Source organism: Streptomyces sp. NPDC045470, assembly GCF_040646595.1.
Taxonomy (GTDB): Bacteria; Actinomycetota; Actinomycetes; order Streptomycetales; family Streptomycetaceae; genus Streptomyces.
The window spans coordinates 193,811-207,776 of sequence record NZ_JBEZAN010000006.1 but is presented as its reverse complement, the minus strand read 5'-3'; the positions used below and the strand labels follow the sequence as shown (position 1 = coordinate 207,776).

Below are 13,966 nucleotides of genomic sequence, written 5' to 3'. Positions count from 1 at the left end.
AAACGGGACAGCCGCAAACGGACGGCAGCGAAAAGCCAGCGGGTGCCGGGAAGCGATGAACCGGTCGGCTGCACTGGCCCGGCTGTCCACCACCGCTCCACCTGATAGACACTGCGTCCATGCCCCTGCGTATCGCCGACCTCCTCGCCCGCCCCGAGCTGAACCTCTCGGTGACCTACGACGTCCCGGCCGCGCTGCTGGACCGTACTGTCGAGGCCGCGACCGTCTCCGACCTGCTGCATCCGGGCAAATGGCTGCAGGGCGGCGAGCTGCTGATGACGATCGGCCTGCTGCTGCCGATGGAACCGGCGGCCTGCCGGGCGTACGTCCGCGACGTGACCGAGGGCGGAGCCGCCTGCCTCGCGCTCGGCCTCGGCACCGGGCTCCCGCACCAGGAAGCCCCCGCGCCGCTGGTCGACGCGGCGCGCGAGACGGGCCTGCCGCTGCTCACGGTCCCCGACGAAGTGCCGTTCATCGCGGTCACCAAAGCCGTGTTCGACGCGCGCGCCGACGAGCAGCGAGCGGTCCTGCACCGGGCGTTCGCGACGCAGCGGCGGCTGACCGCGGCGGCCACGGACAGCGGGCTGCAGCCGATGCTGGAGGAGTGGACCGCCGCCACCGGCGTCGGCGCGGCGGTCCTCGATCCGCTCGGGCGGCTGCTCGCCACGGGCGGCGGGCAGCGGCCCCCGGACCCGGTGGCCGCCCGTGACCTGGTCGAACGGGTCGCCGCACGCGGTCTGCGCGGCAGCGCGTCCAGCACGGCCGACGGCCGGCAGACGGAGGTGCAGCCGCTCGGCGCCCGGCGGCTGCGCGGTCTGCTGCTGCTCACCGGCAGCCCCGACGCGGCGGCCCGCGCCGTGGTCCCCGGCCTGGTCTCGCTGCTCTCGCTGGAGCTGGAGCGCCGCCACCTGATGGACGAGCCGGAGCGGCGCCGCAGGTCGGCCCTGCTCGCGGAGCTGCTGTCCGACGAGGAGGGGCCGGCGGGCCGGGCGCGCGACATCCTGGCCGCCGTCGGGCTCCACGACGACCGGGTACGCGGCGTCGTCGTCGAGCCGCCGGCCGCCGGACCGGCGGACAGCGGCCCGCACGACATCGCCGCCGACCTGGCGCTGGCCGTGCCCGGCGGCCTGGTCCGGGTGGCGGAGAGCGGGCTCGTCGAGGCCGTGGTGGGCGCGGGCCTGGACGTGCGCGACGTACTCGGCCGGTTCGCGCCGCGCTCCCCCGCGGGCATCGGCCCGCTCGCCCCGCCGGACGCGGTACGGGTCTCGCTGCGGCAGGCGGCCGGGCTGCTCGGCGTCAGCCGGGCGAGCGGGGTGCCCGAGGAGGCCCGGCAGAGCGCGGCCAGCCGGCTGCTCCTGGACCTCGGCGACCGCCGTACGCTGCACGGTTACGCCGACGCCGTACTCGGCCCGCTCGACCTGACCGACCACGGCGAGGAGCTGCTGACGACGCTCGCGGCCTGGCTGGAGACCGGTGGCGGATGGGACGCGACCAGCCGCCGCCTCGGCGTGCACCGGCACACCGTACGCAACCGGCTCGACAAGGCGATGGACCTGACCGGGCGCCGTCTCGACGACCCCGACGACCGTTTCGACCTGTGGCTGGCCACCCGCATCCGGAGCGGCGGCGACCTCCCGCAGGGCGGCGCGGGGCGGGCCTGACGGCCGGGGCGGGAGGTTTCGACGACCGGGACGGGAGGTTTCGACGACCGGGACGGGAGGTTTTGACGACCGGGACATGAGGTCCCGACGGCCGGGGCGGGCGGCCCGACGGCCTCCGCCGGGCCCGGATGTGTCCAACAGCCCACCCCCGGCATGCCCACGCCCCGGCTTCCTGTCCTACCGTCAGATCATGCAGATCTCATGCTCCGAAGGAGACCGCGCCGCCGAGGCCGACCGGGAAGGGGCCGCGCCCGGCAGGCTGATGGCCATCAGCGACCTGCACATCCGCTACGAGGAGAACCGCGCGATCGTCGACCGGCTGCGGCCCGCCTCGGACGCCGACTGGCTGCTGGTGGCCGGGGACATCGGCGAGTACGTCGCGGACATCCGCTGGACGCTGACCGTGCTCAGCAGCCGTTTCGCCAAGGTGATCTGGGTGCCCGGCAACCACGAGCTGTGGACCCCGTCCAACGACCCCGTGCAACTGCGCGGGGTCCGGCGCTACGAGCACCTGGTGGAGATCTGCCGGGAGTTGGGCGTGCTGACGCCCGAAGACCCCTATCCGGTCTGGGAGGGCGAGGGCGGCCCGGCGGTGATCGCCCCGCTCTTCGCCCTGTACGACTACACCTTCCGCCCGCCAGGCACCCACACCAAGGAGGCGGCGCTGGCGGTCGCCGAGGAGGCCGGGGTGGTCTGCACGGACGAGTTCTTCCTGCACCCGGACCCGTACCCGACGCGGGAGGCGTGGTGCCGGGCCCGCGTGGCCGCCACCGAGGCGCGGCTCGCCGAGATTCCCGAGGACCTGCCCACGGTGCTGGTCAACCACTGGCCGATCGTCCGCAAGCCCACCGAGCCGCTGTGGCACCCGGAGTTCGCCCTGTGGTGCGGCACCGAGGCCACCGCCGACTGGCCGCGCCGCTTCCGCGCCGCCAGCGTCGTCTACGGCCATCTGCACATTCCGCGCACCATCGAGGTGGACGGCATCCCGCATGTGGAGGTGTCCCTGGGATACCCGCGCGAGTGGCGCCGCCGCAAGGCGGCTCCGGGACAGCAGGTGCAGATCCTGCCCGCGGTGGCGCGGGCGCCGCAGTTCTGACGGTGGCGAAGAGGCGGCTACGAGCAGTACGGCCGCCGGGCCGGCTCCGCGCCGGGCCCGGCGGCCCCGTGGTCAGCTCCCGTCCGGCGCCAGCCGCACCGAGATGGAGTTGATGCAGTAGCGCTGGTCGGTCGGGGTCGGATACCCCTCGCCCTCGAAGACATGGCCGAGGTGGGAGCCGCAGCGGGCGCAGCGGACCTCCGTGCGGACCATGCCGTGCGAGCGGTCCTGGAGGAGTTCCACGGCGTCGCTGTCCTTCGGGTCGTAGAAGGACGGCCAGCCGCAGTGGCTCTCGAACTTGGTCTCCGAACGGAACAGTTCGGCACCGCAGGCGCGGCAGGAGTAGACGCCCGCCGTCTTCGTGTCGGTGTACTCACCGACGAACGCGGGCTCCGTGCCGCCCTGGCGCAGGACCTGGTACTCCAGCGGGGTCAGCTCGGCGCGCCACTGCTCGTCCGGCTTGTCGATCTCGTACGGCATGAGTCCCTCTGCTTCCTATCGGCTCTGCAGGCGCGCGAGGATCTGCGGGCCGAGTTCGGTCACGTCGCCCGCGCCCATGGTGAGAACAAGGTCGCCGGGCTCCGCCATTCCTGCCACCACCTCGGGAATCGCGGACATGTCGGACTCGGCGGTCACCCGGGCGCCCTTGGCCTGGGCCGCTTCGATGATCAGGGCGCTGGTGACGCCCGGGAGCGGGTCCTCGCGGGCCGGGTAGATGTCCAGCACGACGGAGGCGTCGGCGAGGGTGAGCGCCTCGCCCATCTCCTTGCCCAGCTCCTGGGTGCGGGAGAAGAGGTGCGGCTGGAAGACGACCAGGACACGGGAGCCGGTGGCGGCGCCGCGGATGGCCTCCAGGTCGGCGGTCATCTCGGTGGGGTGGTGCGCGTAGGAGTCGATGACCTGCACGCCGGCCGCCTCGCCCTGGAGCTGGAGGCGGCGCTTGACGCCGGTGTACGTGCCGAGCGCGGAGGCCAGGTTGTGCGGCGGGAGGCCGAGCGCGGTGCCGGCGGCGAGGGCCGCGACGGCGTTCAGGGCGTAGTGCCGGCCGGGCACGGAGACGGTGAAGGTGAGGACCTTGCCGTTGGTGAGGACGACGGTGACCTCACTGGTCAGCCCCCGCTGGTTGATCTTGTGGACCCGTACGTCGGCGTCCTCGGCCTCGCCGTAGGTGACGATCTCGATGTCCAGGCGGCCGGAGAGGCGGGAGGTCAGCTCGCGGGCGCCGGGGTGGTCGGCGGAGATCACCAGGGTGCCGCCGGGGCGGATGCGGCCGGCGAAGGTCTCGAAGGACTCGTAGATCTCGTCCATCGAGGCGTAGTTGGCGTGGTGGTCCAGCTCCACGTTGAGGACGATGGCGACCTCGGGCGCGTACTTGTGGAAGCTGCGGTCGCTCTCGTCCGCCTCGGCCACGAAGATCTCGCCGCTGCCGTGCTCGGCGTTGGAGCCGGGGGCGTCCAGGTCGCCGCCGATGGCGTACGACGGGGACAGGCCCAGCGAGCCGAGGGAGACGGCCAGCATGGAGGTGGTGGTCGTCTTGCCGTGGGTGCCGGCCACGGCGATCGGGCGCAGGCCGTCCATCAGGGCGGCGAGCGCGTCGGAGCGGTGCACGACGGGGATGCCGCGCTCGCGGGCGGCGGCCAGCTCCGGGTTGTCGTCGCGGATCGCGGAGGAGACGACGACGCCGGTGGCGTCCTCGGCCAGGTGGGCGGCGGCATGGCCGAGGTGGACCGTGGCGCCGGCGTCGCGCAGGGCGCGGACGGTCGCCGACTCCTTGGCGTCGCTGCCCGCGACCCGGGCGCCGCGCTGCGCGAGGATCTTCGCAATGCCGGACATCCCGGCGCCGCCGATGCCGATGAAGTGCGGTCGGTCCATCGCGTCGGGGATGCCCGGGGACGGTGCCATGCGTCAGTCTCCTGCTCGTCGATCTCTGCGTCCGTACGGGCTCTCCGTCCGTACGCGCACGATTCTCGCACCCGGCACCGACAGCCCGTGCCGGGCGGGCCCCGGGGCGCCGGCCGGCGGGTGATCGGGCGGTCAGCGGTCAGCGGCGGATCAGCCCGCGCGCGGTGGCCGCGGCGACCGCCGACGTACGGGAGTCGACGCCCAGCTTGGCGTAGATGTGCACCAGGTGGGATTTGACGGTGGCCTGGCTGAGGAAGAGCTGCTTGCTGATCCGGGCGTTGGACAGGCCGTCGGCCACCAGCTTCAGCACCTCGGTCTCGCGCCGGGAGAGGGCCGTGGCGGGGGTACGCATCCGGTCCATCAGGCGCAGGGCGACGGTCGGCGCGAGGGCGGACTTGCCGGCCGCCGCGGTACGGACGGCAGCGGCCAGCTCCTCGGGCGGCGCGTCCTTGAGGAGGTAGCCGGTGGCGCCGGCCTCGATGGCGGCGAGGATGTCGGCGTCGGTGTCGTACGTGGTCAGGACGAGGACGCGCGGTCCGTCCTCGCGTGCGGTGATGGCGGCGGTGGCCTGCGAGCCGAGCATCCGCCCGCCGAACTGGAGGTCCATCAGGACGACGTCGACGTCCGGCCGGGCGGCCCGTTCGACGGCCTCCTCGGCCGTGGGGACGTCCGCGACGACCTCGAAGTCCGGCTCGGTCTCCAGGACGGCGCGCAGTCCGGCCCGTACGACCGGGTGGTCGTCGGCGAGGAGGAGGCCGATGGCGGCGGGGCGGGGGCCGGGGGCGGCCTCGGAGCCGGTACCGGGGGCGGTCTCGGAGCCTGGGGCCGGGCCGGTCCCGGGGCGGTAGCCGGTGCCGGGGCCGGTCTCGGGGCGGTGGGTCACGCGGTGGCCTGTTCGGGGTCGGGAGGGGTGCCGGGGGTGGGGGCAGGGGCCGCGGCCGGGGTCCGGGGGACGGCCGGTTCCGGGTACGGCAGGGTGACGGCGACCGCCGTGCCCTCGCCGGGCGCCGATTCCACGGCCAGCGTGCCGCTCAGCGCGCGGGCGCGGGCCCGCATCGCGGCCAGCCCGAAGCCGGTGCCTTCGGCGGCGCTGGAGCCCGGGGACGGCACCGCGTCGGGCGCGAAGCCCGCCCCGTCGTCCACCACGTCGAGGGCGACTTCGGTGTCCATGTAGGAGAGGGTCAGCTCGGCCCGGCCGGCGCGCGCGTGCTGGACGGCGTTGGCCAGTGCGGACTGCGCGATGCGCAGCAGCGCGACCTCGTGCGGGGTGGGCAGTTCGACGGGCGCCCCGGAGACCTGGCAATGCACGGCCAGGCCGGAGGAGCGTGCGGTGGTGGCGCACAGCCGTTCCAGGGCGGCGGGCAGCGTCCCGGCCTCCAGGTCGGGCGGGCTGAGCGCCCGGACGAAACGGCGGGCCTCGGCGAGGTTGTCGACGGCGGCCTGCCGGGCCTGCCGGACGTGGCCGAGCGCGGCGGCGTCGTACGGGCGCCGCTCCATCGCCCGCTCCGCGGCCCGCAGCAGCAACTGGATGCTGGAGAGCCCCTGCGCGAGGGTGTCGTGGATCTCGCGGGCCAGTCGCTCCCGCTCGGCGAGCACTCCGGCGGCGTGCTCGGCGGCCGCCAGGTCGGTGCGGGCGGCGGTCAGCTCCTCGATGAGGCGGCGGCGCTGCTCGCTCTCCCGGTAGAGGGCCTGGTAGCCGAGGACGACGGCGACGGCGACCGCCGCGCCCAGCGCGGGGCCGACGACCGTACCGACGGTGAGCGTCCGGGTGTGCCAGCCGAACCCGCCGATCGCGACGAGGGTGGTGATCAGGACGGCGGGCAGCGACCAGCGCAGCGGGAGCAGGTGGAGCTGGACGAAGAAGAGCGGGAAGGCGAGCCAGACACCGAGGGGTGTGAGGGCGAGCAGCACGGCCCACACCGCCATGACGGCGGCGAGCCAGAGCACCGCGGCGGCCGTGGAGGTGCGGACCGGCGGCAGCGTGGGGCCGACGGCGTACACGGCGAGCAGCAGGACGGCGGCGCCGACGACGGCCGGGGCGTCCGGGCTGTGGTCGGCGACGGCCCGTACGGCGGCGAGCGCCAGCAGGGCGGCCACCATCAGGTGCAGGCAGCCGCGCAGCACCCGCAGGGCGGGGGTCAGGGAGTGGGGAGTCACAGCCCTTCCAGGCTAGGCGCCCCGGCGCGTACCGGCATCAATCAAAAGGTGGAGGCCGGACCCGGCCTTTCGATCCGGGCGAACCACTCCGGGGCGCGATGTCCGGCGGCCCCGTTCCCGGCGACGGTGGGGGCAGCCGCCGGGCACCGGGCCCGGCGCCCCTCGGAAGGATGGCCCAGCCCCCGTGTTCGTCGCCTGGAGAGACCTGAGATTCGCCAAGGGCCGGTTCGCCCTGATGGGCACCGTCGTCGTGCTGATCACCGTGCTGGTGGGGCTGCTGTCCGGCCTGACGGCGGGTCTGGGCCGGGAGAACACCTCGGCGATCACCGCCCTGCCCGCCGACCGCCTCGCCTTCACCGCCCCGGCCGGCGGCGGTGACGACGTGTCGTTCACCGACTCGCACGTCGGTGAGCGGACCTGGGACGCCTGGGCCCGGGTGCCGGGCGTCCGGTCGGCGGAGCCGCTGGGGATCGGTACGGCCAAGGCCACGGCGGGTGACGGCGCGGGCGACGGCGCCGGAGAGCGGACCGCGGCGCTGTCCGCGTTCGGGGTCCGGCCCGGCTCGCACCTGACGCCCGCGGCCGGGCGGATCGCGGACGGCTCGGCGGTGCTGTCCACGAAGGCCGCCGAGGAACTGGGCGTACGGGCCGGAGGCCGGTTCACGCTGAACGGGCGGACGCTGACGGCCGCGGCGGTGGCGGGCGAGGCGATGTACAGCCACACGCCGGTGGTCTGGACGTCGCTGGACGACTGGGCGGCCGTGTCGGGCGGCACGGGCTCCGCGGCGGCCGGTCCCGGACACGACTCCGGAAGCGGTGCTTCCGGTGCTGCCGAGGCCCGGACGGCCACCGTGGTCGCCCTCACCACCTCCTCGGACGCCGATCTGTCCGCCGCCGACCGGAAGCTCGGCACCCGCACCGTCACGACCGGCGAGGCCCTGAACGCCATCGGCTCCTACACCGCGGAGAACGGCTCGCTCCAACTGATGCGCGGCTTCCTCTTCGCCATATCGGCGCTGGTCATCGGCGCGTTCTTCACGGTCTGGACGATCCAGCGCAGCGGCGACGTCGCCGTGCTCAAGGCGCTCGGCGCACCCACCCGCTACCTGCTGCGGGACGCGCTCGGCCAGGCGGTGGTGCTGCTGGTGACCGGTACGGGCGTGGGCACCGCGCTCGCGGCGTCGGCCGGCGCGGCCGTCGGCGACACCGTGCCGTTCGTCCTGGACCCGGCCACGGTCCTGGTCCCGGCCCTGGTCATGATCGCGCTGGGGGCCGTCGGCGCCGCGCTGTCCATCCGCCGCATCACCGCCGTCGACCCGCTGACGGCGCTGGGGAGCGCGCGGTGAGACCGGCGGGTTTCGCTGCCCGAACGGTATCCGTGAAGGCGCTTCCCTTCCCGGTCCGCTCTTCGCGGACCATTCCGTGAGCGCCTTTCCGGGCCGCCGGGCGTACGGCCTTCATCCTGCGGAAACCGGTGCCGGGAATTCCGGCGCGAGTCTCGACTCCCGTTCCGGTCCCGGTCTCGGGCCCCCTTCCGCTCCCGGTTCCGATTCCGGCCCCGGTTCCGCGCCCGGTCCCGGTCCCCATTCCGCCCCCGGTTCCGATTCCGGCCGCGTAAAAACCCGTACGGATTCCGCGGCCGCGAAAGACCGGGCCGTACAGCGTTCCCACGACCCGCACACCACCCGATTCCCTACTCGGCAACGGACAGCGACGGACCTCACCTCATGAAGACGAACCCCGCCACCATCCGGCCCCGCACGAGCCCCACGAGCGGAAGCACACCGTCCGCCGGCCTCGCCCTCACCGGCGTCACCCTCACCTACCCGGACGGCGCCGGCCGCCTCACCGCCCTCGACGACGTGCGCCTGACCGTGCCGCCGGGGTCCGTGACCGCCGTGGTCGGGCCGTCCGGCTCCGGCAAGTCCAGCCTGCTGGCGGTGGCCGCGACGCTGATCACCCCGGAGGCCGGCCGGGTGGTGATCGACGGTACGGACACCACCGGGATGAGCCGGGCCGAGCTGACCACGCTGCGCCGTACCCGCGTCGGCATGGTCTTCCAGCAGCCCAACCTGCTGCCCTCCCTGACGGCCGCCGAGCAGTTGCAGGTCATGGCGCACCTGGACGGCCGTGCGCCGCGCGCCGCCCGGCCGCGGGCCCTGGAACTGCTCGACGCGGTCGGGCTGGCCGACCAGGCGGCGCGCCGCCCGCACCAGCTCTCGGGCGGCCAGCGGCAGCGGATCAACATCGCCAGGGCGCTGATGAACGAGCCGGCCGTCCTGCTGGTCGACGAGCCGACCAGCGCGCTGGACCACGAGCGCGGCGCCGCGGTCCTCGACCTGCTCACCACGCTCACCCACCAGCGCGCCACCGCGACCGTCCTGGTCACGCACGACCGCGCCCACCTGGACGCGGTGGACGCGGTCGCGGAGATGCTGGACGGGCGGCTCAGTTTCCGGCGGGATCCCCCGTCGAGCCGTTAGCCGGGCCCTTGGCCGGGTTGTGCGCCACGTCCTGGGCCGGGTCGTCGGCCGCGTGCGAGAAGAGCTTCAGCACGGGCACGCCGACCTTGTGCCGGGCGCGGGAGGCCCAGTCGCGGTGGAAGAACTCCTCGACGAAGTGCGGGGCGGTCAGCACGATCACCTCGTCGGCGCCGGTCTCGTCGACGACCGACCGCAGCAGGTCCAGCGGGTGGTCCTCGACGACCTGCCCGATCGCCTCGGCGCCCGCGTCGCGCAGGGCGTGGAGGGTGTAGGACAGGGCGCGCTCGGCAGGCGGCTCCGCCTGGACGCCCTCCGGCTCGTCGCCTTCCCGTACGGCGTCCTCGAACTCGCCCAGTGCGACGTCGTCGATGGCCCTGAGCAGGCGGTCCTGATTGCCGCGCGGCTGCATGAGGACGACGAAGGAGACCTGGTCGTCGCCGTGCAGCGTGGTGACGAACTCCACGTCGGCGGGCGTCAGGGGCTTCTCGATCATCAATACGCTCGTGAACACGGCGGACGCCCTTCTTCTCATCTCGCGGCCCGCCCTGGAGCGAACCGACAGAAACCATCCTGCCCCGTCGCCACACGGGGCCTGTTGGCCTTTAGTGTGCCCAGCGGAAGCTAAGCGGAACGAATAATTCCGCCTTTTGTTCAGGACCGACGGTAACGGGTGAACAGGAAGCCGGCCTCCTCCAGCACGGACGCGAGTACGAATGTCTCCGGAACGGTCGTCAGCGGCGCGTTCATGATGCGTGACGCGTCGCCGGCGACCACCAGCGGTGCCAGCGAGAGGCACAACTCGTCGAGTGCCCCGCTTCCGGCGAACTGACCCAGGAGCCGCGGCCCGCCCTCCGTCAGCAGCCTGGTCAGGCCCCGCCCGGCCAGCGCGCCGACCACCCGCGACGGGTCGACGGCGGCCCCCTCACCGGCGAAGACGACCTCGGCACCGGCCTCGCGCGCGGTCCGCACCCGGTCCTCGTCGGCCCCGGCGCCGGTCACCACGACCGTCGGCACCAGCGGCTCGGTGAACAGCGGCTGCGCGAAGTCCAGGTCCAGGCTGGCGGTGACCACCGCGATGGCGGGGGCGGGCGCCTGCCCGGCGGCGGCCCGGCGCGCCGCGAACGCCTCGCGGGCGCGGGCCGGACGGTAGCCCTCCTTGCGTACGGTCTCGGCGCCGACGACCACCGCGTCCGCGAGGCCGCGCAGCACGCCGAAGATCCGCATGTCCGCGTCGCCGGAGAGCGGCTGCGAGCGGCCTTCGTGGTGGGCCGCGCCGTCCAGCGAGGAGACCATGTTCGCGCGGAGCCAGCCGGCGCCCTCGTCGAGACGGGGGTACGCGTAGGCGTCGGCCAGTTCGTCCAGGCTCCACCGGCGGTCGGCGAAATCGGCGGCACCGGAATCGGCGTCACCGGCCGTACGGAAATCGGCCGGGCCCGCCGTACGGGAATCAGCGGCACCCGCTGTACCGGAATGGGACGGGCGCGCCGTACCGGAAAGCGCCTGACCCGCCGTACCGGAATCCTGCGCCCCGGAAAGGGCTCCGGCGTCGGCCCCCGTCGCGGTTCCGGCAATGGCGCCCGGTTCCACCGCGAGAGCGGACGCGACCGCGGCGGAATTCTCGCCGTGCGGAGTATGCGGAGTATCCGAAGTGTCCGGGAAATCACCGGGCGGCACGGGCGGGGCGGGAAGGGGAAACAGGCGTCGCATACGCGGCAGTGTGACATGCCTCGCTCATCCGGCGGAGTCCTCCCGCACAGCGACTAGGCTGGACGGCTGTGTCGCCTTCCCAGCCCTCGTCATCCCAGTCCTCCCCCATAGCCGGACCGCCGGCCGACGGGGCCGGAGCGGCCCCGGCCGCGCTCACCGCGCGCGCGCCGCACGTGCCGGCCGACCGCCTGGTGGCGGAGATGGTCCCGCCGCCGCGGTTCCAGAGCGCGCGCTTCGAGACGTACATCCCGGACCCGAACCAGCCCAGCCAGGCCGCGGCCGTGGAGGTCCTGAGCGGCTTCGCCGCGGGCATCGGCGGCGGTTCGGACCCGGCCGGCGGCGGCAAGCGGCGCTGGTTCGGCCGGAGCGCCAAGAAGGCCGCGGCCCCCTCGGGCCCGCGCGGCGTCTACCTGGACGGCGGATACGGCGTCGGCAAGACGCACCTGCTGGCCTCCCTCTGGCACGCGACCCCCGCCGAGCCCGCGCTCAAGGCGTTCGGCACCTTCGTGGAGCTGACGAACCTGGTCGGCGCACTCGGCTTCCAGCAGACCGTGCAGACGCTCAGCGGTCACCGCCTGCTGTGCATCGACGAGTTCGAACTGGACGACCCCGGTGACACGGTGCTCGTCTCCAGCCTGCTGAGCCGGCTGGTCGAGGCGGGCGTCGCGCTCGCCGCCACCTCCAACACGCTCCCCGGCAAACTGGGCGAAGGCCGCTTCGCCGCGGCCGACTTCCTGCGCGAGATCCAGGGCCTGAGCGCCCACTTCCGGCCGCTGCGCATCGACGGCGAGGACTACCGCCACCGCGGACTGCCCGAAGCCCCGCCGCCGTTCGACGACGCGACCGTCACCCGCGTCGCCCACCGCACCCCCGGCGCCTCGCTCGACGGCTTCCCCTCCCTGCTGGACCACCTGTCGAAGGTGCACCCCAGCCGGTACGGAGCCATGTGCGACGGCATCACCGCCGTCTGCCTGACCGATGTGCGGGCGGTGCCGGACCAGTCCACCGCGCTGCGCCTGGTCGTCCTCGCGGACCGGCTGTACGACCGGGAGGTCCCGGTCGTCGCGGCGGGCAAGCCGTTCGACACGCTGTTCAGCGAGGACATGCTCAAGGGCGGCTACCGGAAGAAGTACTTCCGCGCCATCTCCCGGCTCACGGCGCTGGCCCGCGACGCCAAGCCGCTGGTGGAGGGGTAGCGCGGAGCCCGGCGGACGCGGCGGGCGGGACGGCGGCTCAGCCGCGGCTCCCGGCCGGTGCGATGGTTCCGGGTCGCGCGCGGCCGGTGCGGCGGTTTCCGGGCCCGCGCGCGGCCGGTTCCCGGCGGCCGACGTGCGTGGTACACACATGCGGGTCACATCACCTGTCCGCCAGCAGGGAGTTGCCCATGTCCGCGACACGTCGTCAGGTCCTGGCAAGAACCGGCGCGCTGGGCGTATCGATCGCCTTCGCCGGCAGCATCCCCGAGATCTTCGCCGGAACCGCCACCGCGCGGAGCGCGGGCCGGCACGGCTACGGCCCCCTGATACCCGATCCGGCGGGTCTGCTCGACCTACCCGAGGGGTTCCGGTACCGGGTGCTGTCCCGTGAGGGCGCCCCGCTGTCCTCCGGCGAGGGCCGGATACCGGGCAACCACGACGGCATGGCGGCCTTCCCCGGCCGGCACGGCCGCGTCCACCTCGTACGCAACCACGAGAACCGCAGCAAGTCCCGCGTCCCCGTGCCCACCGTCGACGGACTGACCTACGACCCGGCGGGCGAGGGCGGCTGTACGGCGCTGGAGGTGGACCGGCACCACCGTGTCCGGTCCGAGCGCGTCGCCATCGCCGGCACCTCCACCAACTGCGCGGGCGGGCCCACCCCGTGGCGCACCTGGCTGACCTGCGAGGAGACCGAGCTGCGGGCGGGCGAGGACGGGTACACCAAGGACCACGGCTTCATCTTCGAGGTCGACCCGTACGATCCGCGCCGCACCGGCGCCGTACCGCTGACCGCCATGGGCCGCTTCCAGCACGAGGCCATAGCCGTCGATCCGGAAACCGGCACGGTCTACGAGACCGAGGACGCCTTCGACAAGCCGTTCGGCCTCTTCTACCGGTTCCGGCCCGCCGAGCCGCTGGGCGGCCGGGGCTCCCTGCGGGCCGGCGGACGGCTCCAGGCCCTGCGTGTACCGGGCGTCAAGGATCTTTCCACCGTCCAGGAGACCGGCACCAGCTTCCGCCATGTGGAGTGGGTGGACGTCCCCGACCCGCTCGCACGGCAGACCCCCATACGGTTCCAGGACTTCGGGCCGCGCGGCATCACCCACGCGCAGAAACTGGAGGGCTGCTACTGGGGCGGCTCCAGCGTCTACTTCGTCTCCAGCTTCGCGCGGAGCAAGGACGGTTCGGCCGCCGACCATCACGGCCAGGTGTGGCGGTACGACCCGGCCGCGCGCCGCCTCACGCTGGTGGTCGTCTTCGGCCCGGACGCCGACGTGCAGTTACCCGGCGAGTCCCCCGACAACATCTGCCTGGCGCCCGGCGGCGGGCTGGTGGTGTGCGAGGACGGCGACGGGGCGCAGCACGTCTTCGGCCTGACCCGGCGCGGCACGGTGTACCCGGTGGCACGCGGCCGGCAGAACATCGGCACGCCGCAGAAGCCCGAGTGGGGCGAGTTCGCGGGGGTCACCTTCTCCCCCGATCACCGCACGATGTACGTCAACTGCTACACGCCGGGCACGACGTTCGCGGTCACCGGGCCCTGGGGGGACTAACCGGAACAGGCCGAGCGCTGGGCCTCCAGCCACTCGCAGTGCGGACACAGCAGCGCACCGGGCCGTTCGGCGGGGTACTCGGTGGGCTCACCGCAGTGCACACAGTCGGCGAGGGGCGGGCCGCTGTCCGCCTCTTCGTCCGTACGGCTCGTCTGCTCTTCTTCCGTGTCCGGCATACGTTCGATCCTACGCGCGGGCGTGCAGGCAGG

13 protein-coding genes are annotated in these 13,966 nt (G+C 74.0%); 6 read left to right on the top strand and 7 right to left on the bottom strand.

Translation table 11 applies throughout. The annotated features are described in order from the left end of the window. Positions 1 to 119 precede the first annotated feature (119 nt). Both AB0A97_RS20045 and AB0A97_RS20040 read left to right on the top strand, forming a co-directional pair. Positions 120 to 1,661: a PucR family transcriptional regulator gene (locus AB0A97_RS20045; RefSeq protein ID WP_361151481.1), complete on the top strand. Its 1,542-nt coding sequence runs from the start codon at positions 120 to 122 to the stop codon at positions 1,659 to 1,661. 262 nt (positions 1,662 to 1,923) lie between these two features. Next, complete coding sequence (locus AB0A97_RS20040) at positions 1,924 to 2,757, top strand: metallophosphoesterase (RefSeq protein WP_361151948.1); 834 nt, start codon at positions 1,924 to 1,926, stop codon at positions 2,755 to 2,757. A 72-nt stretch (positions 2,758 to 2,829) separates the two neighbouring features. Here the strand turns inward: AB0A97_RS20040 and msrB are convergent, their stop codons facing one another. From msrB to AB0A97_RS20020, 4 genes are all read right to left on the bottom strand, one after another. After that, positions 2,830 to 3,237, bottom strand: coding sequence for a peptide-methionine (R)-S-oxide reductase MsrB (gene msrB, locus AB0A97_RS20035; protein WP_361151478.1), 408 nt, complete (start codon positions 3,235 to 3,237; stop codon positions 2,830 to 2,832). Positions 3,238 to 3,252: 15 nt separating this feature from the next. Then, entirely contained in the window at positions 3,253 to 4,659 is a 1,407-nt protein-coding gene (gene murC / locus AB0A97_RS20030; RefSeq protein ID WP_361151475.1) for a UDP-N-acetylmuramate--L-alanine ligase, read from the bottom strand. Positions 4,660 to 4,798: 139 nt separating this feature from the next. Continuing rightward, a complete protein-coding gene (locus AB0A97_RS20025; protein ID WP_361151946.1) occupies positions 4,799 to 5,419 on the bottom strand; it encodes a response regulator transcription factor in 621 nt (206 codons plus the stop codon). 119 nt (positions 5,420 to 5,538) lie between these two features. Beyond that, positions 5,539 to 6,759, bottom strand: coding sequence for a sensor histidine kinase (locus AB0A97_RS20020; protein WP_361151943.1), 1,221 nt, complete (start codon positions 6,757 to 6,759; stop codon positions 5,539 to 5,541). 241 nt (positions 6,760 to 7,000) lie between these two features. Here AB0A97_RS20020 and AB0A97_RS20015 point away from each other — a divergent pair, with 241 nt between their 5' ends. Together AB0A97_RS20015 and AB0A97_RS20010 are read left to right on the top strand one after the other, a co-directional pair. Further along, a complete protein-coding gene (locus AB0A97_RS20015) occupies positions 7,001 to 8,161 on the top strand; it encodes an ABC transporter permease (protein WP_361151473.1) in 1,161 nt (386 codons plus the stop codon). 381 nt (positions 8,162 to 8,542) lie between these two features. After that, positions 8,543 to 9,298, top strand: a complete 756-nt coding sequence (locus AB0A97_RS20010) for an ABC transporter ATP-binding protein (protein WP_361151471.1) — start codon at positions 8,543 to 8,545, stop codon at positions 9,296 to 9,298. Here AB0A97_RS20010 and AB0A97_RS20005 read toward each other — a convergent pair. Then, the gene (locus AB0A97_RS20005; protein WP_361151469.1) at positions 9,264 to 9,791 is read right to left on the bottom strand and encodes an indole-3-glycerol phosphate synthase; all 528 of its coding nucleotides are present in this window, start codon (positions 9,789 to 9,791) and stop codon (positions 9,264 to 9,266) included. The genes AB0A97_RS20010 and AB0A97_RS20005 overlap by 35 nt on opposite strands. Before the next feature lie 158 nt (positions 9,792 to 9,949). Continuing rightward, a complete protein-coding gene (locus tag AB0A97_RS20000) occupies positions 9,950 to 10,885 on the bottom strand; it encodes a pyrimidine reductase family protein (RefSeq protein WP_361151466.1) in 936 nt (311 codons plus the stop codon). A 227-nt stretch (positions 10,886 to 11,112) separates the two neighbouring features. Between AB0A97_RS20000 and zapE the strand changes: the two genes are divergently transcribed. Next, positions 11,113 to 12,201 (top strand): cell division protein ZapE, encoded by a 1,089-nt coding sequence (gene zapE, locus AB0A97_RS19995; RefSeq protein ID WP_361151940.1) that lies wholly within the window; start codon positions 11,113 to 11,115, stop codon positions 12,199 to 12,201. Positions 12,202 to 12,389: 188 nt separating this feature from the next. Further along, the gene (locus AB0A97_RS19990) at positions 12,390 to 13,757 is read left to right on the top strand and encodes an alkaline phosphatase PhoX (RefSeq protein ID WP_361151464.1); all 1,368 of its coding nucleotides are present in this window, start codon (positions 12,390 to 12,392) and stop codon (positions 13,755 to 13,757) included. Here the strand turns inward: AB0A97_RS19990 and AB0A97_RS19985 are convergent. Further along, positions 13,754 to 13,933 (bottom strand): hypothetical protein, encoded by a 180-nt coding sequence (locus AB0A97_RS19985; RefSeq protein WP_361151461.1) that lies wholly within the window; start codon positions 13,931 to 13,933, stop codon positions 13,754 to 13,756. The two genes, AB0A97_RS19990 and AB0A97_RS19985, sit on opposite strands and share 4 nt — an antisense overlap. Between the last annotated feature and the right edge of the window lie 33 nt (positions 13,934 to 13,966).

Coding starts and splice junctions, on each gene's coding strand:
- AB0A97_RS19985 (WP_361151461.1), bottom strand. CDS start 13,933: ATGCCGGACACGGAAGAAGAGCAGACGAGCCGTACGGACGAAGAGGCG.
- AB0A97_RS20045 (WP_361151481.1), top strand. CDS start 120: ATGCCCCTGCGTATCGCCGACCTCCTCGCCCGCCCCGAGCTGAACCTC.
- AB0A97_RS19990 (WP_361151464.1), top strand. CDS start 12,390: ATGTCCGCGACACGTCGTCAGGTCCTGGCAAGAACCGGCGCGCTGGGC.
- msrB (WP_361151478.1), bottom strand. CDS start 3,237: ATGCCGTACGAGATCGACAAGCCGGACGAGCAGTGGCGCGCCGAGCTG.
- AB0A97_RS20040 (WP_361151948.1), top strand. CDS start 1,924: ATGGCCATCAGCGACCTGCACATCCGCTACGAGGAGAACCGCGCGATC.
- murC (WP_361151475.1), bottom strand. CDS start 4,659: ATGGCACCGTCCCCGGGCATCCCCGACGCGATGGACCGACCGCACTTC.
- AB0A97_RS20020 (WP_361151943.1), bottom strand. CDS start 6,759: ATGGTGGCCGCCCTGCTGGCGCTCGCCGCCGTACGGGCCGTCGCCGAC.
- AB0A97_RS20005 (WP_361151469.1), bottom strand. CDS start 9,791: ATGATCGAGAAGCCCCTGACGCCCGCCGACGTGGAGTTCGTCACCACG.
- AB0A97_RS20010 (WP_361151471.1), top strand. CDS start 8,543: ATGAAGACGAACCCCGCCACCATCCGGCCCCGCACGAGCCCCACGAGC.